This window comes from Streptomyces sp. L7, assembly GCF_050990935.1.
In the GTDB taxonomy this organism is placed as follows: domain Bacteria; phylum Actinomycetota; class Actinomycetes; order Actinomycetales; family Microbacteriaceae; genus Leifsonia.
The window spans coordinates 2,979,972-3,001,238 of the sequence record NZ_CP194644.1 but is presented as its reverse complement, the minus strand read 5'-3'; the positions used below and the strand labels follow the sequence as shown (position 1 = coordinate 3,001,238).

24 protein-coding genes and 1 pseudogene are annotated in these 21,267 nt (G+C 70.3%); 5 read left to right on the top strand and 20 right to left on the bottom strand.

All coding sequences use genetic code 11. The features are described 5' to 3' along the window. The first annotated feature begins 95 nt into the window (after positions 1–95). The 3 genes from ACR5MH_RS15015 to ACR5MH_RS15005 all read left to right on the top strand — a co-directional run bounded on the left by ACR5MH_RS15015 (position 96) and on the right by ACR5MH_RS15005 (position 3,878). The gene (locus ACR5MH_RS15015; RefSeq protein ID WP_431347928.1) at positions 96–1,322 is read left to right on the top strand and encodes an MFS transporter; all 1,227 of its coding nucleotides are present in this window, start codon (positions 96–98) and stop codon (positions 1,320–1,322) included. Between the two features lie 4 nt (positions 1,323–1,326). Continuing rightward, positions 1,327–2,346, top strand: a complete 1,020-nt coding sequence (locus ACR5MH_RS15010; protein ID WP_431347927.1) for a hypothetical protein — start codon at positions 1,327–1,329, stop codon at positions 2,344–2,346. Between the two features lie 92 nt (positions 2,347–2,438). Further along, positions 2,439–3,878: a chaplin family protein gene (locus ACR5MH_RS15005; protein WP_431347926.1), complete on the top strand. Its 1,440-nt coding sequence runs from the start codon at positions 2,439–2,441 to the stop codon at positions 3,876–3,878. A 122-nt stretch (positions 3,879–4,000) separates the two neighbouring features. Here the strand turns inward: ACR5MH_RS15005 and ACR5MH_RS15000 are convergent, their stop codons facing one another. The 9 genes and pseudogenes from ACR5MH_RS15000 to ACR5MH_RS14960 form a co-directional block, all read right to left on the bottom strand. Further along, the gene (locus tag ACR5MH_RS15000; protein WP_431347925.1) at positions 4,001–4,345 is read right to left on the bottom strand and encodes a ParB family protein; all 345 of its coding nucleotides are present in this window, start codon (positions 4,343–4,345) and stop codon (positions 4,001–4,003) included. Positions 4,346–4,439: 94 nt separating this feature from the next. After that, positions 4,440–5,482: pseudogene (locus ACR5MH_RS14995) on the bottom strand (NAD(P)/FAD-dependent oxidoreductase). Then, positions 5,479–6,018, bottom strand: coding sequence for an isoprenylcysteine carboxyl methyltransferase family protein (locus tag ACR5MH_RS14990; RefSeq protein WP_431347923.1), 540 nt, complete (start codon positions 6,016–6,018; stop codon positions 5,479–5,481). Before ACR5MH_RS14990 ends, ACR5MH_RS14995 begins: the two are co-directional and overlap by 4 nt. Then, positions 6,015–7,133: a type III polyketide synthase gene (locus ACR5MH_RS14985; protein WP_431347922.1), complete on the bottom strand. Its 1,119-nt coding sequence runs from the start codon at positions 7,131–7,133 to the stop codon at positions 6,015–6,017. The genes ACR5MH_RS14990 and ACR5MH_RS14985 overlap by 4 nt, the downstream gene beginning before the upstream one ends. Positions 7,134–7,277: 144 nt before the next feature. Further along, the gene (locus ACR5MH_RS14980) at positions 7,278–7,493 is read right to left on the bottom strand and encodes a hypothetical protein (protein WP_431347921.1); all 216 of its coding nucleotides are present in this window, start codon (positions 7,491–7,493) and stop codon (positions 7,278–7,280) included. A gap of 152 nt (positions 7,494–7,645) precedes the next feature. Further along, complete coding sequence (locus ACR5MH_RS14975) at positions 7,646–8,026, bottom strand: hypothetical protein (RefSeq protein ID WP_433861910.1); 381 nt, start codon at positions 8,024–8,026, stop codon at positions 7,646–7,648. Then, positions 7,971–9,683: a hypothetical protein gene (locus tag ACR5MH_RS14970; RefSeq protein WP_433861909.1), complete on the bottom strand. Its 1,713-nt coding sequence runs from the start codon at positions 9,681–9,683 to the stop codon at positions 7,971–7,973. Before ACR5MH_RS14970 ends, ACR5MH_RS14975 begins: the two co-directional genes overlap by 56 nt. Further along, positions 9,674–10,009, bottom strand: coding sequence for a hypothetical protein (locus ACR5MH_RS14965; RefSeq protein ID WP_431347918.1), 336 nt, complete (start codon positions 10,007–10,009; stop codon positions 9,674–9,676). Before ACR5MH_RS14965 ends, ACR5MH_RS14970 begins: the two co-directional genes overlap by 10 nt. Further along, on the bottom strand, positions 10,006–10,290 hold the full coding sequence (locus ACR5MH_RS14960; protein ID WP_433861908.1) for a hypothetical protein: 285 nt from the start codon (positions 10,288–10,290) through the stop codon (positions 10,006–10,008). The genes ACR5MH_RS14965 and ACR5MH_RS14960 overlap by 4 nt, the downstream gene beginning before the upstream one ends. Before the next feature lie 145 nt (positions 10,291–10,435). On the opposite strand from ACR5MH_RS14960, the gene ACR5MH_RS14955 reads away from it, so the two are divergent. Beyond that, positions 10,436–11,011, top strand: coding sequence for an RBBP9/YdeN family alpha/beta hydrolase (locus tag ACR5MH_RS14955; protein WP_431347916.1), 576 nt, complete (start codon positions 10,436–10,438; stop codon positions 11,009–11,011). Positions 11,012–11,032: 21 nt separating this feature from the next. On the opposite strand, the gene ACR5MH_RS14950 is transcribed toward ACR5MH_RS14955, so the two are convergent. From ACR5MH_RS14950 to ACR5MH_RS14920, 7 genes are all read right to left on the bottom strand, one after another. Next, on the bottom strand, positions 11,033–12,184 hold the full coding sequence (locus ACR5MH_RS14950; RefSeq protein ID WP_431347915.1) for a mannitol-1-phosphate 5-dehydrogenase: 1,152 nt from the start codon (positions 12,182–12,184) through the stop codon (positions 11,033–11,035). Between the two features lie 13 nt (positions 12,185–12,197). Beyond that, on the bottom strand, positions 12,198–12,635 hold the full coding sequence (locus ACR5MH_RS14945; RefSeq protein WP_431347914.1) for a PTS sugar transporter subunit IIA: 438 nt from the start codon (positions 12,633–12,635) through the stop codon (positions 12,198–12,200). Then, positions 12,632–13,201, bottom strand: coding sequence for a hypothetical protein (locus ACR5MH_RS14940; RefSeq protein WP_433861907.1), 570 nt, complete (start codon positions 13,199–13,201; stop codon positions 12,632–12,634). The genes ACR5MH_RS14945 and ACR5MH_RS14940 overlap by 4 nt, the downstream gene beginning before the upstream one ends. Then, positions 13,195–14,244, bottom strand: a complete 1,050-nt coding sequence (locus tag ACR5MH_RS14935) for a PTS transporter subunit EIIC (protein ID WP_433861906.1) — start codon at positions 14,242–14,244, stop codon at positions 13,195–13,197. The genes ACR5MH_RS14940 and ACR5MH_RS14935 overlap by 7 nt, the downstream gene beginning before the upstream one ends. Before the next feature lie 50 nt (positions 14,245–14,294). Continuing rightward, positions 14,295–16,004 carry a phosphoenolpyruvate--protein phosphotransferase gene (gene ptsP / locus ACR5MH_RS14930; protein WP_431347912.1) on the bottom strand — a complete coding sequence of 570 codons (1,710 nt, stop codon included), beginning with the start codon at positions 16,002–16,004 and terminating at the stop codon, positions 14,295–14,297. A 2-nt stretch (positions 16,005–16,006) separates the two neighbouring features. Then, positions 16,007–16,273 (bottom strand): HPr family phosphocarrier protein, encoded by a 267-nt coding sequence (locus ACR5MH_RS14925; protein ID WP_179604070.1) that lies wholly within the window; start codon positions 16,271–16,273, stop codon positions 16,007–16,009. 63 nt (positions 16,274–16,336) lie between these two features. Further along, on the bottom strand, positions 16,337–16,645 hold the full coding sequence (locus ACR5MH_RS14920; RefSeq protein ID WP_431347911.1) for a PTS sugar transporter subunit IIB: 309 nt from the start codon (positions 16,643–16,645) through the stop codon (positions 16,337–16,339). Positions 16,646–16,817: 172 nt separating this feature from the next. Here ACR5MH_RS14920 and ACR5MH_RS14915 point away from each other — a divergent pair, with 172 nt between their 5' ends. Next, positions 16,818–18,731 carry a BglG family transcription antiterminator gene (locus tag ACR5MH_RS14915; RefSeq protein ID WP_433861905.1) on the top strand — a complete coding sequence of 638 codons (1,914 nt, stop codon included), beginning with the start codon at positions 16,818–16,820 and terminating at the stop codon, positions 18,729–18,731. A gap of 164 nt (positions 18,732–18,895) precedes the next feature. On the opposite strand, the gene ACR5MH_RS14910 is transcribed toward ACR5MH_RS14915, so the two are convergent. From ACR5MH_RS14910 to nucS, 4 genes are all read right to left on the bottom strand, one after another. Further along, positions 18,896–19,306, bottom strand: a complete 411-nt coding sequence (locus ACR5MH_RS14910) for a hypothetical protein (RefSeq protein ID WP_433861904.1) — start codon at positions 19,304–19,306, stop codon at positions 18,896–18,898. A gap of 96 nt (positions 19,307–19,402) precedes the next feature. Beyond that, positions 19,403–20,098 (bottom strand): HAD hydrolase-like protein, encoded by a 696-nt coding sequence (locus tag ACR5MH_RS14905; protein WP_431347908.1) that lies wholly within the window; start codon positions 20,096–20,098, stop codon positions 19,403–19,405. 37 nt (positions 20,099–20,135) lie between these two features. Next, complete coding sequence (locus ACR5MH_RS14900; RefSeq protein ID WP_433861903.1) at positions 20,136–20,558, bottom strand: SseB family protein; 423 nt, start codon at positions 20,556–20,558, stop codon at positions 20,136–20,138. Next, complete coding sequence (nucS, locus tag ACR5MH_RS14895; protein WP_431347905.1) at positions 20,558–21,253, bottom strand: endonuclease NucS; 696 nt, start codon at positions 21,251–21,253, stop codon at positions 20,558–20,560. The genes ACR5MH_RS14900 and nucS overlap by 1 nt, the downstream gene beginning before the upstream one ends. Positions 21,254–21,267: the final 14 nt, after the last annotated feature.

Here is a 21,267-nt window from a genome sequence, read left to right as displayed (position 1 = left end):
CGGAGTAATTGCATGTGCAACTATTTATGACGCGTCTGCAATTACTTAGTGTAGGCGGTCGCCCCTCCCGTCCCCGACTTTCCCAGGAGTTCTCCATGCCTGCTGGCCTGATCGCCCTCGCGCTGGGCGGCTTCGGCATCGGCCTCACCGAGTTCGTCATCGCCGGGCTGCTGCCCGAGGTGGCCGCCGACTTCCACGTCGACGCCGCCGCGGCCGGCTGGCTGATCTCCGGCTACGCGCTCGCCGTCGCCGTCGGCGCGATCGGCCTCACCGCGGCCGTCACGCGCCTCCCGCGCAAGACGGTGCTGCTGGGCCTGATGGTGCTGTTCATCCTCGGCAACGCGATCTCCGCCCTGGCCACCGACTATCCGACGATGCTCGCCGGACGCCTCGTCGCCGCCCTCTGCCACGGCGCCTTCTTCGGAATCGGCTCCGTCGTCGCCGCGAGCCTTGTCGACCCCAGCCGGAAGGCGCGGGCCATCGCCATCATGTTCACCGGCCTGACGGCGGCCAACGTCCTCGGCGTGCCGTTCGGGACGCTGCTCGGCCAGCAGTCCGGGTGGAGGTCGACGTTCTGGGCGATCACGGTGGTGGGCGTGCTGGCGCTGATCGGTGTGGCGGTGCTGGTGCCGGGCGTTCCGGCGGCGGCCGCCTCTTCCGTTCCCGCGTCCGGCCTCCGTAGCGAACTCCGCGCCTTCCGCTCCGGCCAGCTCTGGCTCTCGCTGGCGGCGACCGTCCTCGGTTTCGGCGGGATGTTCGGCGCCTTCACCTACATCGCCTACACGCTCACCGGGCTCTCGGGCTTCCCCGCGGCGGCGGTCCCGTGGCTGCTGATCCTATTCGGCCTCGGACTGTTCGCCGGGAACGCGGTCGGCGGCAGATTTGCCGACCGCTCGATCGACGGGACGCTGGTCGTCGTGCTGGCGGTGCTCGCGGTGATCCTCGGCGCGTTCGCGCTGGTCGCGGCCCAGCCGGTCGCCGCGGTCGTGGCCCTCGTGCTGATGGGGGCGTTCGGCTTCGCGACGGTCCCCGGCCTCCAACTCCGCGTCCTCCGCTCCGCCGACGATGCTCCGACGCTGGCCTCCGGCGCGAACATCGCCGCCTTCAACGTCGGCAACGCCCTCGGCGCCTGGCTCGGCGGCCTCACCATCGCGGCGGGACTCGGCTACGCCTCGCCGCTCTGGGTGGGCGCGGCGATGACCGTGGCCTCCCTCGTCGTCATCGCGGTCGCGTGGGCCGCCCGAGCCGGACACTTCCGGTCCGGTAGACAGGGGAGTACAGTCGCACCTGTCTCGAACGGAAGGCCGACGATCAGGGGGTGATCGTGTGGTGGATGTGCCCGAGCGGCGCTCCTTCATCACTCCCGCGCGGCTTCTGATCGGTTCGGTCGTACTCGGCGGCGGCATCGTCGCGCTGGGCCTGCTGTTCGGAGGCGGCTCCGCGAACGCGGCCGAGCCGCCGGCCCCGAACCCGCTGGGCGGTGTCGTCGCGAGCGTCGACTCGGTCGCGGCGGGGGTGGGGGATACGGCCGGTGCGGCTGTCGCGTCGGTGACGCCTGCCGCTCCGGTGCCCGTTCGGGAGATCGCGGCGCAGGTAGCCCGGCCGGTGGCGAGCGCGGTGGGGCAGGTGGCGGAGGCTGCGCCCGTGGAAACGGTCGTGAGCCCGGTCGCGCAGGCGGCGGATGGAGCGGTGGCAGCGCCGGTGGAGCAGGTCGCTCCCGTCGTCACGACGCCGGCCTCGGGCGCCGGTGCCTCGGCCCCGCAGACCTCCGCGCCGCGCCACGCCCTGGTGTCCACTCTTGGCGCGTCGGTCGCCCTGGTGACCTCCGCGCTCGCGGACCACCCCGTCAGCGCGGTCACCGCGCCGATCACGGCCACCGCCGACGGCCTCCTCGCCGGCGTCGCGGGAGCTGCGGTCGACGCCGCCCAGCCTCTCACGGTTGCCGGCGCCGCTGAGCCCGCGGCGGAGCAGTCCGCGATCCTCTCCGGCGACGCCCGGCCGGCCCGCGGCGTCTCCTCGCCTCCGGCGTCAGCGCGTGCGGCGACCGCGCTGCGTGCCGCTGTGCCTCCGTACGTGCCGGCCTCCGGGACGACCCCTGCAGCGAACTCCGCACTGCTCGGCGACGCCTCGCGCGGGGACTCCGACGCGCCGTCGCAGGGGACGCCCTCGGGCGTAATGGGCACGAGCGCGAGTGGCGGCCAGGCCGGCGGTTCCGGTTCCGGCGTCGCCGCGCTCGGCGGGAACGCGGCCTCGCTCCTGAGCGCCCTGAGTCTCTCTGCCGGCCTCCCCGCAGACGACGATCTTCCGTCTTCACCGGTCTTCGATCACGACAGCAGCCCCGACTGAGTGGTTCCCGTCCGCCCTGCGCAGCCGCGCAGCACGGACCCGGAACCCGAACTCCCGACCGGGAGTCCGACACTCACTCGAAAGGCTGAACGATGAACAAGTACGTTTCCCGAGGGTTGTGGTTCACCCTCTGCGTCGGCGGGCTCTGGCTCGCCGGCACCGCGGCCGCGAACGCCGCGGAATCACCGACGACAAGCGGGACAGGCGGTGTCGTGTCCGGCGACCAGGCCGTGATCGGCGTCACGGCGCCGGTCACCGCCACCGGCAACGGGATCGCCGTGCTCGGAGACTCCACCGCATCGGGCACGTCGGCCGCTCCGGCAGCCGCGGCCCCGGCGCCCGCCGTCACCACCAGCGGACTCGGGTCCGTGGCCGGCGGCGACCAGGCGCTGCTCAGCGTGTCCGTGCCGGTCACGGCGTCCGGGAACGCGGCGAGCGTGGCAGGCGACGCGACCAGCGGTACCGCGCCGGCGACCGCAGCGCCTGCGCCCGCGGCCGCCACGTCGGCGCCTGCGCCTGCCACGACCTCGGGTTCGGACGGCGTGCTGTCCGGTGCCCAGGCGCCGGTGGATGCGTCGGTTCCGGTGACCGCGACCGGCAACTCGGTGGCGGTGCTGGGCGATGCGGGCAGCGGCGGAACTCAGTCGGCCGCTCCGGCGTCGTCGGCTTCTGGCGCCGGCGCTTCTTCCACCGCGGGTGGGACCACACCGGGCGCGACCACCTCGGGCGCGAACGGTGTGCTGTCCGGCGCACAGGTTCCGGTGTCCGTGTGGGCTCCCGTCACAGCGTCCGGCAACTCGGTCGCGGTGCTGGGTGACTCGAGCACCGCGGGACCGCCGTCCGCCGCTCCGGGATCGTCCGCACCCGCTTCGTCTGGCATGACGACCTCGGGCGCGAACGGCGTGGGCTCAGGGGTGCAGGTTCCGGTGTCCGCGTCGGCTCCCGTGACCGCGTCCGGCAACTCGGTCGCCGTGCTCGGCGATGCGAGCTCCGCGGGTGCGGTGACCGCTCCTGCCGCATCGGGCGCGGTCTCGACGCCCGTCACCACCGGTGACGGCAGCCTCCTCGGCGGCGTGCAGGTGCCGGTCGGTGTCGCGCTTCCGGTGGCGGCGGGTGCCGACGCCGTCGCTGTCGGCGGGAACTCGACCACCGGTGCCGTGACCACTCCGGTCGCGTCCGGTGCGACGGCCACCGGTTCGGCCATCACGGGGACGGGCAAGGCCGGCGGGACCGCCGGGCCCGGAACCATCACCGGGACGGCGACCGACCCGGCCGCGATGACCCCGGCCGCGATGACCCCCGCTGCCCTGGCCTCGACCGCGCTGGGCTCGGCCGCGCTGGGCTCCAGCGCGCTGGGCGCGACCGCTGCCGGCTCATCGATGCTCGGATCCTCCGGGCCGGGCGCCTCCGTGCTGGCGTCGACCGGTTCGGACGCGCTGACCATCGGGTCGATCGCAGCACTGCTGGCGATGCTCGGAACCGTGCTGTTCTTCGGAGCCGCGAACAGGGAGCGCCGCCACCACACCCGGTGACGGAGGCTCTCGCACGCTGCGACAGGGCTGGGTCGGTCTCCGGACCGGCCCGGCCCGTCGCCGCGCGCGTCGGCAGCGGATGCGCCGCCGATCCTGCGATCAGGCCCCCGGGGCTCGCACTCTCAGAACCCGATCGGGCGGCCCGGCGTCAGCGGCGCCTCGCTCGCGGCGAACATCTCCCCGCGGTTGTACTCGGCCTCCCGCCGTTCGACCTCCGCGATCAGGGCCTTGTTCAGCATCTCCGACCAGCTGCTGTCCTTCTCCTCGAAGGATGTCGAGCGGTAGGCGGCCCTGGCGCGGTTGCGCAGCGTCTCGGACAGGTAGAACGTGACCGTCGTCCTCCGGGCCGTGGTCAGGGTGCCGGCGACGGCGGTCAGCCGGTCGGCCGTCTCCTCCGGGCATTCCTCAGCGAGCGCGGGCTCCGCCTCGACATCCGGGATGGCCGGGGAGAGATCTTGAAGAGTCACGAACGCACCTCGCAAAATACCGCATGTGTCATCTACTGGCAACATACTACGTGACGAGCCTGCGTGAGACCAGCGAGGGAGGCGGACGGCCGCCTCAGCGCGACAGTCGCTCGACGATCGCGCCGAAGAGTTGCGGCCGTGCGGTCGCGGTCGGAACGATTCGCGGACGGAACGGCGACCGGGCGGCGACCACCAGCCCGGTCGTCAGCATCCGGAAGTCCCGCGTCGTCGCCCGCCATGCGCGCTCGTACTGCTCCGTGTTCCCCGCGCGCACCGCCGCGACGGCGGCGCGCGCCTGCGCGAACCCGACCCGCATCCCCTCGCCGGTGAGCGCGTCGACGTACCCGGAGGCGTCTCCGGCCAGGAGCACGCGGCCGGAGGCCCGGGAGCGGGAGCGTTGCAGGAGCGGTCCGGCGCCGCGTGCGTCCGTCACCGGCTCCGCGCCCTTCAGGCGGTCGGCGAGCTCCGGGATCGTGGCGATCGCCGCCGCCTGGTCGAGCGGGCGGGGGCCGAGCACGGCGACTCCGACGGTGTGGTCGTCCACGGGGGTCACGTAGGCCTCCACGAGGGGAGACCAGTGCACTTCCACCAGATCCGTCCAGGGCGCGACCCCGTAGTGCCGTCGCAGCCCGTAGCGCCTGCGGACGGCGTGCTGGGCGCGGCCGTCCAGCCCGAGCAGCCGCCGGACGGGGAGTGGAGGCCGTCGGCGGCGATCACCCACGGCGTGTCGATCGTCTCCCCGCCGGCGAGGCTCAGCTCCACGCCGTCGCTGCGCTGCGACAGTCCGGACACCCGCCCGCGGAGGACCGGCGTCCCCAGCTCGGCGGCGCGGCGGGCCAGTTCGCGGTGCAGCACCGTGCGGCGGACGCCGCGTCCCGGCCGTTCGGCGAAGCGGTGCTCGACGCGGCGTGAACCATCCAGGTAGGCGATCCCGTCGAGCCGGTGGCCGGGCGGGTCGACCCCGATGCGATGGAGGGCGGCGAGGGCGCCCGGCATGAGGCCCTCCCCGCAGGCCTTGTCGATCGGGTCGTCCCGCGGTTCCACCACGACGACCTCCATGCCCGCGAGCCGCGCCTCGATGGCGCACGCCAGGCCGATCGGACCGCCGCCGACCACGACGAGCCCGGCCGTCGTCATGCGGAGGAGGCGGAGGCGGGCGCGGCGGCAGGGGAGGCGAGCGCCCGGTTCTCGCACGGGATCCGGAAACCCAGCAGCAGCGCCGCGTTCAGCACGGTGAACGCAAGGGCCGTGATCCACGCCGTGTGCACGAGCGGGAGGGCGAACCCCTCCACGACGACGGCGACGTAATTCGGGTGGGGCAGCCACCGGTACGGCCCGCGGTCCACCAGCGGGAGGCCGGGGACGACGATGACGCGCGTGTTCCAGCGCGGGCCGAGGGTGGCGATGCACCACCAGCGCAACGCCTGGCTCGCCAGCACCAGCACCAGCATGGGCCAGCCGAGCCAGGGCACGAACGGCCGGTCGAGCAGCCAGACCTCGGCCAGGCAGGCGAGCAGCAGGCCGGTGTGCAGGGCGACCATCGGCGGGAAGTGCGCACGACCGTACTCGACGCCGCCGCGGGCGAACGACCAGCGCGCGTTGCGCGCGGAGACCACGAGCTCGGCGATCCGCTCGGCGCCGGTGGCGAGGATGAGGACGGTGTACCAGATCACGCGGCCGAGCCGATCGCGCGGGCCGCGTGCGCCGCTGCGGTGGGCTCCGACCCCGCCGCCCACCGCAGCAGCACCAGCTCGCTGGTCACCCCGGGCCCGAGTGCGAACAGCAGCCCGACCGTCCCGGCCGGGTGCGCGTCCAACTGCTCGGCCAGCACGTGGAGCACGGCCGCGGACGAGAGGTTGCCGACGCGCGCCAGCGACCTCCAACTCGCCTCGAGGGCGTCCGCCGGCAGGTCGAGCGACCGGGCGAAGGCCTCCAGCACCTTCGGACCGCCTGGGTGCGCGGCCCACGCGCTGACGTCCGACACCTCCAGATCGTGTTCGGCGAGGAGACCGCGGGCGTCGTCGGCGAAATTGCGGTCGATCACGTCCGGCACGCCTGCGCTCAGGACGATGCGGAAGCCGGTGCCGCCGATGTCCCAGCCGATCACGTTCTCCGTGTCGGGGTAGATGTGGCTGCGGGTGTCGACCACCTCCGGGCCGGGGAGGCCGAGCTCGCGGGCGCGGTCGTCGCCCGCCATGACGACCGCCGCGGCGCCGTCCCCGAAGAGCCCGCTCGCGACGATGTTGGCCATCGAGTCGTCGCGCGCCTGCACGGTCAGCGAGCACAGCTCCACCGAGAGCAGCACCGCGATCTCGCCGGGATGCCCGGCCAGGTAGTCGTGCACCCGGGCGATTCCGGCGGCGCCGGCGACGCAGCCCAGCCCGAAGCTCGGCAACCGCTTGACGTCGGGCCGCATCCCCAGCCGCTGCACGAGCTGGGCGTCGATGGAGGGGGCGGCGATCCCGGTGACGGAGGTGAAGAGGAGGTAGTCGACGTCGGTGGCGTCGAGGCCGGCCGTCGCGAGCGCTTGGGTCACCGCACATTCGGCGAGCGTGGTGCCCTCGGCGATGAAGAAGTCGTTGGACTCCCGGAACGACCCCAACGAGCTGTACTGCTCGAGCGGCATCACGAGACTGCGGGTCTCGACCCCGCTGGAGGCGTGGATGCGCCGCATGACGGCCTGCCGCTGCGGGTCGCTGGTGATCATCGCAAGGAGCGCGGCCGTGATCTCGCCCTGGCTGTAGCTGCGGGCGGGCAGCACGGGCGCCACAGCGACGATACGGCTCACAAGCGAAACGTACCACCGGGGTGGTTCCCGGGTGTGAGGTTGCGGTGAACTGTCAGAACAGCGGGCAACGCTCGGCAGCATCGCTGCGCACTTCTCCTGTACCCCACCGCTCAGCGCCGCGAACGCGTCGGCGGGGACCCGAACTCAGCGCTGCGCGCCGCGCACGACCTCCACCAGCGGCTCGAACAGGGCCTCACCGCGCTGCACCCCCATGACGTCGTCCACGATGTCCTCGGGGTTCGCGCGCTCGAGCAGCTGCTGCAGCTCCACGCTCTGCGTGTCCTCGGGCACGTCGAAGTGCAGCGCGGCGCCGATCGCCGTGAGCAAGGCCGACGGCACCCCGCCCACGTGAGGAGCCACTTGTTCACAGTGCTCCTCCAAGCCTCGAAGGTATGGTCCGTATTCGAAATCCGATCCACACGATGACAATGTACTGACCAGCGTCGCCGCCGTTGCTGTTGTAATGAGAGCAGTCGCGAACCTGCGCCGGGGTGGACGTTTCATCTCGACAGCTACTTCACGTTGTCGAGTTCGGTTTTGATGAGGTCCTGGTAGTGCTCGGCCTGTTCTACCAGCGCCTTCATTCCGTCCGTCGAGATCGAGGCTTCGATCGTGCGCTGGACCCATTCGAGGTTGTCCAGGTGGTAGAAGGCACGGGGATTCGAGAGATTTCGCATGTCGTACTTTGCTTTGGGGGCGTCGTAGCCGCGGCCTACCATCACCGAGATCACCGTCACTTTCGTGTGAAATGCGGTGGCGAGAACGGCAATGATCGCGGTGTCAGTCTCAATCCGCTCGATGCCGTCATCACTGAAGGTGTACGTGACACCATCGTTCTCAATTAATGGTCGCGATTCCTCGGCGCAGCGCGCGTTGACGCCCTGGGCCGCCAAATGAGTAGCCACTCGCTCGCAGTGCCGCTCCAAGCCACGAAGATACGGTCCCCGGTCGTAGGTACTCGACAGGCCACACGACGATAGAAGGCTGATCAGTATCGCCCCAACAAAAGCAGCCGCGAGGCCGCGCCGAGATGTGCGTTTCATCTACGCAGCTCTTCTTCCAAGAACTGCAGATACGTTGCGAGGCCGTCCCTTTTGAGTTGCTGGTAAGCCTCGAGCTTCTTCGAGAAGAGCTCGAGGGGTAATTCGTATCCTGCGGCCATTCCGACTTGCAGCCGTCGATAGCCAGACATCTCCTCGTCCCCGAGGTTGTACGACTCCACCTCTTTCGCGAGAACGCTCTTGAGTCGCTCGAAATCCCCACCCCCAGTGAGTCGATCATCTCCTGCGCCCTGTTCGTCTCCCCGCTGGCGAGCTCGCTGTTGTAGCCGCCCATCGCCTGCAGTACGGAAGCGCCCGGCTTCAGGGAGCGCTGGTAGATGTTGATCATGTCGGTGTCCGACTGCATATCGTCCCGACCGAATTCAGTAACGATGTCGCCCTTGTAGCTCGCGAACTCGTTGAGCTGCCCCGCCATGACGAAGTCCATGAAGCCTGCTGGCGTTGCTCCGCGCTGCGTCGTGAAGATCGCGAGCCCCACCAGTTCGTGCGCGAAGTCTTTCCTGCCCGAGCTGCTCGCATCGGCGTGCTGCCGGTTGACTGCTGCCACCAATGCGTCCACGTCTTTCGCGGTCAGCCCGAGCCCCGCGAAGTACTCCTTCGCGTCCCTGAGCGAACCGGTGCCCGCCGTGATCGTCCACCGTGTCGCCCGGTAGCTGCCGCAGAGCGCTGCCATCATCGCGAGGAACTCGTGCTCGTCGGTGTGCTCCCCGGACTTCAGGTACAGGCTCTGGGCCAGCAGAATCTTCGCCGCCTCCGCCTCGGTGAAGCCGTACAACTCCATGAGGGTCTCAATCGAGCTTTCCCGTGTGGTGACGTTCGCGCCGTTCAGCGCTCGGATCAGGGCCAGGTTCACGCCGTTCGTGTAGTAGGTGCCGTCCGCTTCCACGGCCACGTTGTTCAACTCGATCGCAGCCTGCGTCGCCAGTTGCATGACCTGCAGGCTGTCGGAGAAGTAGTTCGACACGTCGGCGACGAACCACTCGAGCTTCTCGATCTTGGTCTTGTGCTCGCGGATCGTGTTCTCGAGGCGCTCCCTGAGCCGCTCGAGAGCCTCGTTCCGCAGGGCGAGACCGGGCAACTCGCCCGTGACGAACGCCTGGACCTGTCTGAAGAAATCCCTGTTCCGTTCGAGTTGCTCTTCCGTCAGACGGAGTTGCTCTTCCGCGGTCGCCAATCCCGTTGTGAGGTCGTCCAGGTCGAGGTCGCCGTGTTCCGCCACGACGGAGTGCGCGTGCTCGTAGGAGGTGAGCTCGGCTTGGATGTCGTCAATGGCCTGACCGAGCTTCGCGATCGCGGGAACGATCAGATCGCCGAACAGCCCGCGCCCCGCCGTGTACGCCGCCCCCTGCAACACGCCGGCGTCAAGGTGCGTGATGAGATGCTGAGACCCGGAATTCAGCCGATCGACGATCGCGTGTGCGACCGAAACGTTGTTGCGCATCGCGCTGATCAGATTGCTCGAATCGGCAACGCCGAACTTCACTCCCACGGCAACGCATTCCTTTCGCGCATCAGACGTTCTCGTTCATCGTCGAGAGCCAGCCTCACCTGAGAACTCACCCGAGTGAGTTCCTCAGACGACTCTTCGACGTACCGATCGACGTGGAATAGCAACTCCTGCTGCGCGCCACGTTCCCCCGGGTCGGAGAGTGACGATTCCCGCCGGCGCGCCACCGCGTGGAACTGCTCCTGAAACTGCTCCAACGAACGCTGGTACGCGCCTCGAACCTCGGAGAACTCGTCTTCTCGCCGCTCGACCTGGGCGATCTGCGCGGTGAGCTCGACGCGTTCGTTCGCACTCCTGTCCGCACTCACGCGGCGCTCTCCCAACGCGCGGCGTCTGCGACATCACGCTTCTCGATACTGCTCGCCAGCTCGGGGAACTTGTTCGCCTGCCCCAGCACCGCAGCGCAGAACTGACTGACTGTACGGAACATCTGGTTCGTCACCTCGCGGCCCGCGTCCATCCCGGAGATCCCCGTGGTCGAACCGAAATCGACCTGCTGATCGGTGTGACCGGACGTGTCGATACCGACCAACTCGTTGACGGCGGCATCCGCATCGACAACGCTCGAACTGACTTTCCCAGACGACATGAGCCCCCTCGTCGATCGGCCAGGACGCGCCTTACTCTTCGGCGAGTCCCGACTATAGATTTTAGATGCATGAAGGCTAGCCTGCGGAGGCGCGAAGATCCAGAGAAGACTTCACGCCACGTCATGGGCCGCTACGCTCGGCCTCATGCGCGCCTTCCTGATCCTGCACGGCTGGGGCAACTTCCGCCCGCCCGGGCACTGGCAGTACCAACTCGCCGCCGCCCTTCGCGAGCGCGGGGAGCGCGTCGTCTACCCGCAGCTCCCGGACGCCCAGCGGCCCGACCAGGAGGCCTGGCGCACCGCCGCGGCGGCGGCACTCGACCAAGCGCGCGCGGACGACGCCCTGGTGACCGTGATCGCCCACAGCCTCAGCGCCACGCTCTGGCTCGGCGCCCGACCGGACGACGCCGACTCCGGCCGATCCGTCGACCGCGTCCTCCTCGTCGCTCCGCCGTCGCCCTCCTACCTGCGCGAGAACGCGGAGGTCGCCGCTTTCGCCGCCCTCGAACCGACGCGGCCCGCAGCCGAGACCCGCATCGTCGCGTCCGACGCCGACCCGTGCAATCCCGAGGGCGCGCGCGTCGTCTTCGCCGAGCCGCTCGGCATCCCGCTGACGACGATCCCGGCGGGCGGCCACCTCACGCCCGCGTCCGGATACGGATCGTGGCCGTCGGTTCTCGACTGGTGTCTCGACCCGACGGCCACGATCGTCCCGCGCTGAGCGGAAGTGAAAGGGGCGAACTCAGAGCATCGCGCCGCGCACGACCTCCACCAGCGGCTCGAACAGGGCCTCACCGCGCTGCACCCCCATGACGTCGTCCACGATGTCCTCGGGGTTCGCGCGCTCGAGGAGCTGCTGCAGCTCCACGCTCTGCGTGTCCTCGGGCACGTCGAAGCGCAGCGCGGCGCCGATCGCCGTGAGCAAGGCCGACGGCACCCCGCCCACGTACTGCACGTAGTCGGCGGCTGGCCCGACGAAGCGGTCGTTGCGGCTCAGCTTGCGCAGCGGCTCGCGGCCGACGCGCGTCACCTCGTCCACCAGGTACGGGTTGCGGAAGCGGTTCAGGATCGTCGCGCGGTAGGCGGCCAGCTCCGCCGGGTCGAGCCCGTGCTTGGCGCTGAGCGCGGCCGACGTCTCCGCCAGGGCGGCCTCGGTCGCCTCCAGCACGGACGGGATGCCGATCGCCTCGCTGATGATGGTCGCTCCCGCCAGGAAGCCCGTGTAGGCGACGGTGGCGTGCCCGGTGTTGACCGTGAAGAGCTTGCGCTCGATGTACGGCCCGAGGGAGTCCACGAAGTGCGCCCCCGGGATCGGCGGCACGTTCCCGTTGAACGGGCTGCGGTCGACCACCCACTCGTAGAAGGTCTCCACCGTCACGTCGATGCCCGCGTCCGGCGCCTGCGCGGGCACGATCCGGTCGACGGCCGTGTTCGCGAAGACCGCGCGGGAGGCCAGCTCCTCGCGCGTGTCGTCGTCGGGGAGGCCGTCCATCAGCTCGGCCGCGAGCAGGTCGGTCGCGCCGATCGCGTTCTCGCACGCCATGACGGCGAGACGCGGGGCGTCGGCCGCCCGGGCGGCGAGACCGCGCGCGATCACCGGCGCGACGAAGCGCAGGATACGCGGCCCGACCGCGGTCGTGACGACGTCCGCGGTCGCGATCTCGGCGACCAGCGCGTCCTCCGCGGTGGCGCTGTTGATCGCCCGGAAGCCCGTGACGGTCTTCGTCCCCGCATCGTCGCCGACGAGGTGGACCTTGTACGAGTCCGCCGCGTCGAGCGCGTCGATCAGTTCGGCGTTGACATCCGCGAACACCACCTCGTACCCGGCTTCGTGGAGCAGGAGCCCCACGAAGCCGCGGCCGATGTTGCCCGCGCCGAAGTGGACGGCTTTCATGCGAGACCCCGTCTCAGTCGTTGACGTCGCCGAGCAGAGCGAACAGGGCGTCCGCGTCCGGCGCGTCGATGAGCTGCTGCACGTCGTCCTCCTCCGAGAAGAGGATGGCGATCTTGCTCAGGATGTCGAGGTGCTCGTTGTTCCGGCCCGCGATGCCCACGACGAACCGCACCTCCTCGCCGCCCCAGTCGAGCGGCGAGGAGTAGCGGATGAAGGAGAGCGCCGAGCGCACGATCTCGTCCTTGGACTCGTTGGTGCCGTGCGGGATGGCCAGGCCGTTCCCCATGAAGGTGGAGACGGTGGCCTCGCGCTGCGCCATCGAGTCGACGTACCCCGGCTGCACGGCGCCCGCCCTCACGAGCAGCTCACCCGCCTCCCGGATCGCGTCCTCCCGCGTGGTCGCGCTGCCCGCGGCCACGACGTTCGCCCGGTCGAGAATCGTGTCGGTCATTTGGTGGCGTCCTCCGTAACGGTCTGCTGCTTGGCGACGAGGTCGACGACCTCGTCGTACCTGGGGCTGTTCATGAAGTTGTCGACGGACACGTGGAGCGAGTCCGGCGACTGGCCCTTGGCCCGGTCGGTGAGCTCGCGCTGCGTGATCACCAGGTCGGCCGAGCCGTCGAGGTTGCTGATGGCCTGGTTCGTCACCGTGACCCCCTCCACGCCGGCCTTCTTGATCTTGTTCCGCAGCACGGATGCGCCCATCGCGGACGAACCCATCCCAGCGTCGCATGCGAACACGATGTTGCGCACCAACCGGTCGGTGCCGTCGCCCTGCGCGTCGCCGGCGTCGTGCTCGCCCTCCTGGACCAGGCCCTCGAGGATCGAGGACTCCTTGCCCTTGTTGGCCTCGGTCTGCGCCACGGCGGCGGTGAGGTCGCCGGCGTTGCCCGCGGCCAGGTCGCGCTTGCGGCTGGCCCGCAGGATGATCGAGGCGACGATGAACGACACCGTCGCCGCACCGATCACCGAGAGGGTGACGCCCACGATGCTGTTGGCCGGCGACTGGATCAGCACGGCGATGATCGATCCGGGGAGGCCGGAGCGCGCAGGCCCGAGTTGAAGGTCACGTTGATCGCGATGCCGGTCATGCCGCCCAGGATCGCCGCGATGACGATCATCGGCTTCATCAGCACGTACGGGAAGTAGATCTCGTGGATGCCGCCGACGAACTGGATCAGCGCCGCCCCGGGTGCGCTCGCCTTCGCGATGCCGAGACCGAAGATCGAGTAGGCGATCAGGATGCCGAAGCCGGGGCCGGGGTTGGCCTCCAGCAGGAACAGGATGGACTTGCCCTGCTGCTGCGCCTGCTCGATGCCGAGCGGGGTCAACACGCCGTGGTTGATGGCGTTGTTGAGGAAGAGCACCTTGCCCGGCTCGATCAGGATGCTGGCGAACGGCAGCAGGTGCGCCGCGACCAGCCAGTTGACGGCGTTGCTCAGGACCGAGCTCAGCCATTCGACGAGCGGGGCGATTCCGAAGAACGCGCCGATCGACAGGAGCATGCCGACGATGCCGGCGGAGAAGTTGTTGACCAGCATCTCGAAGCCGGCCTTGATCTTCCCCTCCCAGAGGCTGTCGACCTTCTTCATCACCCAGGCGCCCAGAGGGCCCAGGATCATCGCACCGATGAACATCGGGATGTTGGACCCGACGATGACACCCATGGTCGCGATGCTGCCGACCACGCCGCCACGGACGCCGTAGACCATGCGGCCTCCGGTGTTCGCGATCAGCAGCGGCAGCAGGTAGGTGATCATCGGGCCGACGAGGCCCACGTACTGCTGGAAGGTGTGGCCGCTCGGGTCCTGGGCGAGCACGGTGGCCGCGCCGCTCCAGCCGATCTTGGCCTGATCGCCGAAACCGCCCAGGATCCCGCTGATCGCCCAGCCGGCGTTCTGGAGCCAGCCGGTGGCGATGAACAGGGCCGTGATGAACCCCCAGGCGATGAACGCCGGGATGTTCGGCATGACCATGTTCGAGAGGAAGGTCCCGAAGCGCTGCACGTGGACGCGAGCGCTGCTGGGCTGCCTCGGCGTCGTCGCTGTCGCCGATGTCATGATGGTGCCTCGTTTCTGTGTCGGTCCTGCCGAGGCAGGTGGGGGCCCGCCTAGGCAGGCGGGTGGGCGAACCCGGCGGCCGTGGTTCGGACGGCCTCCCGGGCTTCGGCCGCGCCATCGGCGGCCAGTGCTGCCTCGGCCAGGGCTCTCGCCTGGTCGAGGGTGTAACGGGTGAGGGACAGCCGCACGTCGGCGAGGGCCGCGGGCGACATCGAGAGCGTCGTCGCGCCGAGGCCGACGAGCACGACGGCGAGCAGCGGGTCGGCTGCGGCCTCGCCGCAGATGCCCACGGGCTTGCCGTGCGCGGCGCCCGCTGCACCGACCTCGCCGACGAGGCGGAGGACGGCCGGGTGCCACGGGTCCTGGAAGCCGGCGACCGAGCCGAGGAGGCGGTCGGCGGCCATCGTGTACTGGGTCAGGTCGTTGGTGCCGATGGAGGCGAAGGCGGCCTCCTCGAGCACCCGGCCGGCCAGCAGCGCGGCGGAGGGGACCTCGACCATGACCCCGACGGTCTTCAGTCCGAACTCGGTGGCGAGCGTCACGAAGTACCGGGTCTCCTCGACCGTCGCGACCATCGGAGCCATGACCCAGAGGTCGGCTTCCGTCCGGGCGTCGGCCTCGGCCAGGGCGGTGAGCTGCTCGCGCAGGATGTCCTCGTTGGCGCGCAGGGCGCGGATGCCGCGCAGCCCGAGCGCCGGGTTGTCCTCGTGCGCGTCGTTGAGGAACTCCAGCGGTTTGTCGGCGCCGGCGTCGAGGACGCGGACGACGACCTTCTTGCCGGGGAACGCCCGCAGCAGCTTCACGTACTGCTCGCGCTGCTGCTCCACGGTCGGGGCCATGCGTGCGTCCAGGAAGAGGAACTCGGTGCGGAACAGGCCGACGCCCTCCGCTCCCGCGTCGACCGCCTTCTGCGCGCCCTCGGCCGAGCCGAGGTTCGCCAGCAGCGGGATCGCGGTGCCGTCGGCCAGTGCGCCGGGCTCCAGACCGCCGGAGAGGGCGGCATCCCGCTCGGCGATGCGGCGGCGGGCGTCCTCGGACTGTGCCGCGGTCGGCGCGACGGTGACCGTGCCGGCGCCGGCGTCGAGGATCACCTCGGACCCCGCGGCGAGGTCGTCCGCCCCGGCGACGCCGACGATCGCGACGATCGCCTTCTCGCGGGCCAGGATCGCCGTGTGGGAGGTCGGGCCGCCCTCGCGGGTGACCAGGCCGAGCACCTTCGTCAGGTCGAGCAGCGCCGTGTCGGCGGGGGCGAGGTCGCGGGCGACGAGGATGTACGGCACGTCCGACTCCGGGACGCCCGGCGCGGGCCGGCCCTCCAGGGCCGCGATCACCCGCTGGGCCACGTCGTCCAGGTCGGTGGCGCGCTCGCCCATGTAGCCGCCGAGGCCGATGAGCATGTCACGGAACACCCCGAATCCCTCGAACACCGCACGCTCGGCGGTCGTGCCGCCGTCGATCCGAGAGGCCACGTCGTCGGCGAGGGAGGAGTCCTCCGCCATCATCGACTGGGCCTCCAGCACGTCCGCCGCGGTGCCGGACACCCGGCCGGCGCGCTCGCGGAGGTCGGCGGCCACCGTCGCGACGGCCTGTGCGACGCGGGCCTTCTCCTCGTCGGGGGTGCGGGTGCTGGGAGCGGTGTCCGGCTCGGGGAGCGGGTCGGACATCCGGAGCACGGGGCCGATGGCGATGCCCTGGCCGATGCCGGCGCCGGTGAGCGTCCAGGCGGTCGCGTCCGTTGTCGTATTCGTGGTCTCGGACATGATCAGGCGTCGTGGTCCGTGGTGAGGATCTCGGCCAGATCGTCGAGAACCGCCTCGGCGTTCGGGGCGTCGGTCGCCAGGACGATCTTGTCGCCGTGGTCGATGCCCAGCGAGATCACGCCCAGGATGCTGCCGGCGTCGACCGTGCGACCGCCCTCCTTCGACAGCGACACTTTCGCACCGGAGGCGCCGACGGCCTCCACGAAGAGCTTGGCGGGACGGGCGTGCAGCCCGTGGGTCGATCCGACGGTGATGATCCGCTCAGCCATTGTTCCGGTCTCCTTCGTTCTCGGGTGGCACCATACGCTGCGGTTCCGCGGTGCCATCGGCTCTCATCGTGCCCCGGCCTTCGCACTGAGGGCCAGATCCAGCGCGAGAGCGCCGTCGAGGGCGGCGGGCGACACGGGCGGGAGGACCGCGACGGCGGTTCCGGTGCCGGCGGCACGGGCGCGCAGCCCGGGGACCGCGGCCTCCAGGTGCGCGCCGACGAGGACGACGTCCACCGCGGCGAGCGAGTCGAGCTGGCTCGCGCTGCCCGCGGCGACCTGCACGTTCAGTCCGCGAGCGGCCGCGGCGGTGCGGAGCTTCACGGCGACGAAGGTGCTGGAGGCGCCCGCGCCGCAGACAACGATGATCTTCATCGACCTCATGCCTTTCGGGTGGAACGGGTGGAACAGGGTGGTCCGGTGGATCGTGACCATGCTCCGCCCGGCGGTCGGGCGAGGGCCAGGAAGGATTCTTCCTGGGGGGCGGAAACACGTGCGGGGGCACCTCCGCCCGCGCCACGGCCGTGGTTGACTCGGTTCCGGAAAGGTGGCTCTGCTGGTGGCGCTCTCGGCGAAGCAGACGAGGATGCTCGACATCCTGTCGCGTCGTGCTGCCTGGGTGACGGCCGCCGAGCTCGCGCAGGACCTGGGTGTGACCTCCCGCAGCATCCGGAGCTACGCCGCCGCGCTCGGCGAGCTGGTCGAGTCCGGGCCCAACGGGTACCGGGTGAAGGGCGACGCCTACGCGGCCTATCTGGCCGACGTTCCGGAGGCCTCCCCGTCGGCGGGGTCGCCGCAGGAGCGCCTCGCATTCCTCGCCCGGCGGCTGCTCGACGAGCCGGAGGGGATCGACGTCTACGAGACCGCCGAAAGCCTGTTCGTCAGCGACTCCACCATCGAGTCCGACCTCACCCGGGTCCGCAGCCTCCTGGCCGACACGGAGCTGGAGCTCGACCGGCACGGTCCGGTCGCGCGGCTGAACGGGCCAGAGATCGCGCGGCGCAAGCTGATCAGCCGGCTGTTCCGGGACGAGACGCGGCAGGGTGTGGTCGACGTGTCGCGCATCCAGGAGGCGTTCGCGTCGGAGGGTCTCGCCGCGTTCAAGTCCGATCTGGTCGAGATGCTGGACGCGCGCGGGTTCTTCGTCAACGAGTACGGCATCAACGACGTGCTGCTGCACATGGCGGTCGCGCTCGACCGGGTCGCCAAGAACCGGGTGCTCCCGGCCGCAGGTGCGGCGGAAGCGGGGGAGGCGCTGCGCGGCCTGGCGGACGACCTGGGCGGGCTCGTGCGCACGCACTTCGACGTGGAGCTCGACCCGACCGAGCTGCGCTACCTCGCCATCCTGCTGCGGACGCGGGTCATCGCGCCGGGAGCGCGGGCGGACAGCGTCGCCGAGTTCGTCAGCGACGACGACCTCGCCACCGTGCGCGGGATCGTGTCGCGCGCCTCCACGGAGTACCTGGTCGACCTCCGCGACGAGGACTTCATCGTGCGGCTCACCCTCCACGTACAGAATCTGGTGGCGCGGGCGCACGAGAACACGTACTCCCGCAACCCGCTCACCCGGTCGATCAAGAGCTCGTACCCGATGACGTACGAGCTGGCGGTGTACATCGCGAGCCGGCTGCAGGCGGCGGAGGGGATCGCGGTCAACGACGACGAGATCGCCTACATCGCGATGCACGTCGGCGCCTACCTGGAACAGCAGTCCCGCCGCCGGGATGCCGTGCGCACCGCGGTCGTCTGCCCGAACTACTACGACATGCACATCCTGCTGCGCGAGAAGCTGGAGAGCGCGCTCGGAGACGAGCTGGACATCGTGAGCGTCATCACCTCCACCGACGCCGACTGGTCAGCGATCGACGCAGACCTGGTGCTGACCACGATCGACCCGCGGGGACGGCGGGAGAACACGGTCATCGTGCAGCCGTTCCTCACCGCGACGGACGTGGAGCACATCCGGCAGTCCGTCGCGCGCATCCGCCGGCAGCGCCGCCGCGCCGGCATCAAGAACGAACTGCTCGAGTACTTCGACGAGAGCCTGTTCCTGCGCAACTTCTACGCGCGCGACGCGATCACCATGATCCGTGCGCTCGGCGACCGGATGATCGCGGCGGACGCGATCGGCCGCGACTACGTGGAGCAGGCGGTCGAGCGGGAGCAGATGTCGTCCACGGCGTTCACCGACACCCTCGCCGTGCCGCACGCCATGACCATGAACGCCAACCGGACGGCGATCGCGATCGTCGTCAACGACACCGCGATGGACTGGGGCGACGCGCGGGTGAACGTGATCGCGTTCATCGCGTTCTCGGAGGGCGGTCGCGCGGCGTTCCAGACGGTGTTCGACCAGTTCGTGGAGGTGTTCTCCGACCGGGAGGCCGTGCTCGGGCTGATCCGGCGCGCCGACACGTTCACCGCCTTCATCGACGAGCTGGTCCGCATCATCGACGCCTAGCGCCGCCCCGCGACATTCGTCACGAATGTCGCGTTCGCCGGCGCGATTCACGAGATTCCGCACGAGTGTCCCGGCGCACATTCCGCACGAATGTCGCGTTTGCGGCCGCGATTCGCGACATTCGGCACGAATCGCTCGGCCGCCGGAGACGGCGAAAGCGCCGATCAGTTGGCGGTGACGAGGTACGTCACGGCGACGCCGGGGGTGCCGATCGCGACGGTGTACTTGTCGTTCTTGTAGACGGCCTTGCTGTCGGTCGCGCCGGGCTGGACCGTGTAACCGGCCTTCTCGAGGGCGGCCTTCGCGTCGGCGAAGCCGTTCTTGTCCTTCGGCTGGACGGTGACCGACCAGCCGTCGTTGTGGTCCCCGTTCGCGACGAGCACGGTGCCGGCGACGATCGGGACGTCCGACTTCGGGAAGTCGGAGGGGAGCGATTTGGAGGTCGCCTCCTGGGCGGCCGACGCCGACGGCGTCGAGCTGGAGCCGTTGCCGCTGCCGGAGCAGCCGGTGAGTGCGGCGATGGACAGTGCCGCGACGAGGGCGGCGGGGACGAGCGATCTGCTGTTGGTGCGCATGATTCTTCCTAGTGCTGTATGCGGTGCGGTAGTACAGCACTCCAGCCTACTGCGCAGCCTCCGATGGTCCCGCTGCGGGGCCTCCGGCGCTCCCGCTCAGCCCAGCAGCAGCGTGCTGAGCTGGTCGGCCGAGTGCACGACCGCGATCGCGCCCGCCGCCTCGGCCGGGGAACCGTAGCCCCACTCCACGAGGATCGTCGGGATGCCGTGCTCGCCCGCACCCTCCACGTCGTAAGCGCGATCGCCGACCATCACGGTGTGGTCGAGCGCGACGCCCAGCTCGCCCAGGCGGCGCAGCGCGTCCGCCACGACGTCGGCCTTGGCACTGCGACTCTCGTCGTCGGTGGCGCCGGCGATGACGTCGAAGTACTGCGCGAGCTCGAAGTGCTCCAGGATGCGCGTGGCCTGGGTCTCGGGCTTGCTGGTGGCGACGGCGAGTGGGATGCCGGCCGCGCGCAGACGCTGCAGGAGGCCGCGGATGCCGGGGAACACGGCGCTGTCGAATGCGCCGTTGGCCGCGTAGTCCGCGCGGTAGACGGTGAGGGCGGCGCGGGCGCCCGCCTCATCGAAGCCGGCCATCGCCTGCAGCGAGTCGAGCAGCGGAGGCCCGACGTACTCCACGAGTTCGGCGGCGGTGGGGACGGGGAGGCCGAGCGCCTCGAACATGCGCACCAGGGAGGACGTGATGCCGGGTGCGGAGTCGGTGAGCGTGCCGTCGAGGTCGAAGAGGACGCAGGTCCAGGTGCGCGCGACGGTCGCGGGCGCGTCGGTGGTCGTGGTCGGGTTTGTCATAGCCGTCCAATGCTATGTGAGATGTACGAATGTATCGTCAGTGCTCGCTGAGAGCGGTCTCGATGTGCGAGCGCGCGACGACCATGGTGTGCGCTGCTCCCGGGTCGAACTGCACGGCCACGAAATCCGCACTGGCGATGTAACCGAGGGCCTCGGCGGCCGGGACGATCACGGCCTGCACGCGTGTGCCCTTGCCTCCCGCGGCCCCGACGGCGTTGCGCAGCGCCTTCATCGACGTGAACAGCGGCAGCACCGGCTCGCCCGCGGTCGACTGGATGGTCCGCAGCCGCACCTCCCCCGGCTCGGACCCGGTGACGTCGACGACCAATCCGCCTGTGGTCGCGGCGGTGAGGAGGGTCTCCAGGTTCTCCATCGTCGGCTCCGCCGCGAGGGCGGTGAGGGCCTTGCGGACGGGGCCGTTCTCGTAGGTCTGCGGGAAGCGTCCCGCGGGGGCGGCCATCAGAACAGCCTGCTGTCGCTGTCGTCCAGCCCCCGCATGGCGTCGTAATCGAGCACCAGGCAGCGGATGCCCCGGTCCTCGGCCAGCGTTCGGGCCTGGGGTTTGATCTCCTGCGCCGCGAACACCCCGGACACCGGAGCCAGCAGCGGGTCGCGGTTCATCAGCTCGAGATAACGGGTGAGCTGCTCGACGCCGTCGATGTCGCCGCGGCGCTTCAGCTCGACCGCGACCGAGGCGCCGCGCTCGTCGCGGGCGAGGATGTCGACCGGGCCGATCGCGGTCATGTACTCGCGGCGGACGAGCACGTGGCCGTCGCCGAGGAGGTGGATCTGCTCGGCCAGCAGCTTCTGAAGGTGCGCCTCCACGCCGTCCTTCTGGAGCCCGGGGTCGACGCCCAGCTCGTGCGCGGAATCGCTGAGCACCTCGTGGATGGAGACGATGAGCATGTCGGCCGTCTTCGCCTGGGTGACGCGCCAGACCTCGGTGATCCCGGCCTCCCGCTGCAGCTCGTCCGGCTCGTCGACCGTGAGCGTGCAGGGCGGGCTCATCCAGTTGAGCGGCTTGTAGGAGCCGCCGTCGGAGTGGACGAGGAGGCTGCCGTCGGCCTTGAGCATGAGCAGGCGCTTGGCGAGCGGGAGGTGGGCGCTCAGGCGGCCGGCGTAGTCGACGGAACAGTTGGCTATCACGAGGCGCACCGGTCAAGTGTACG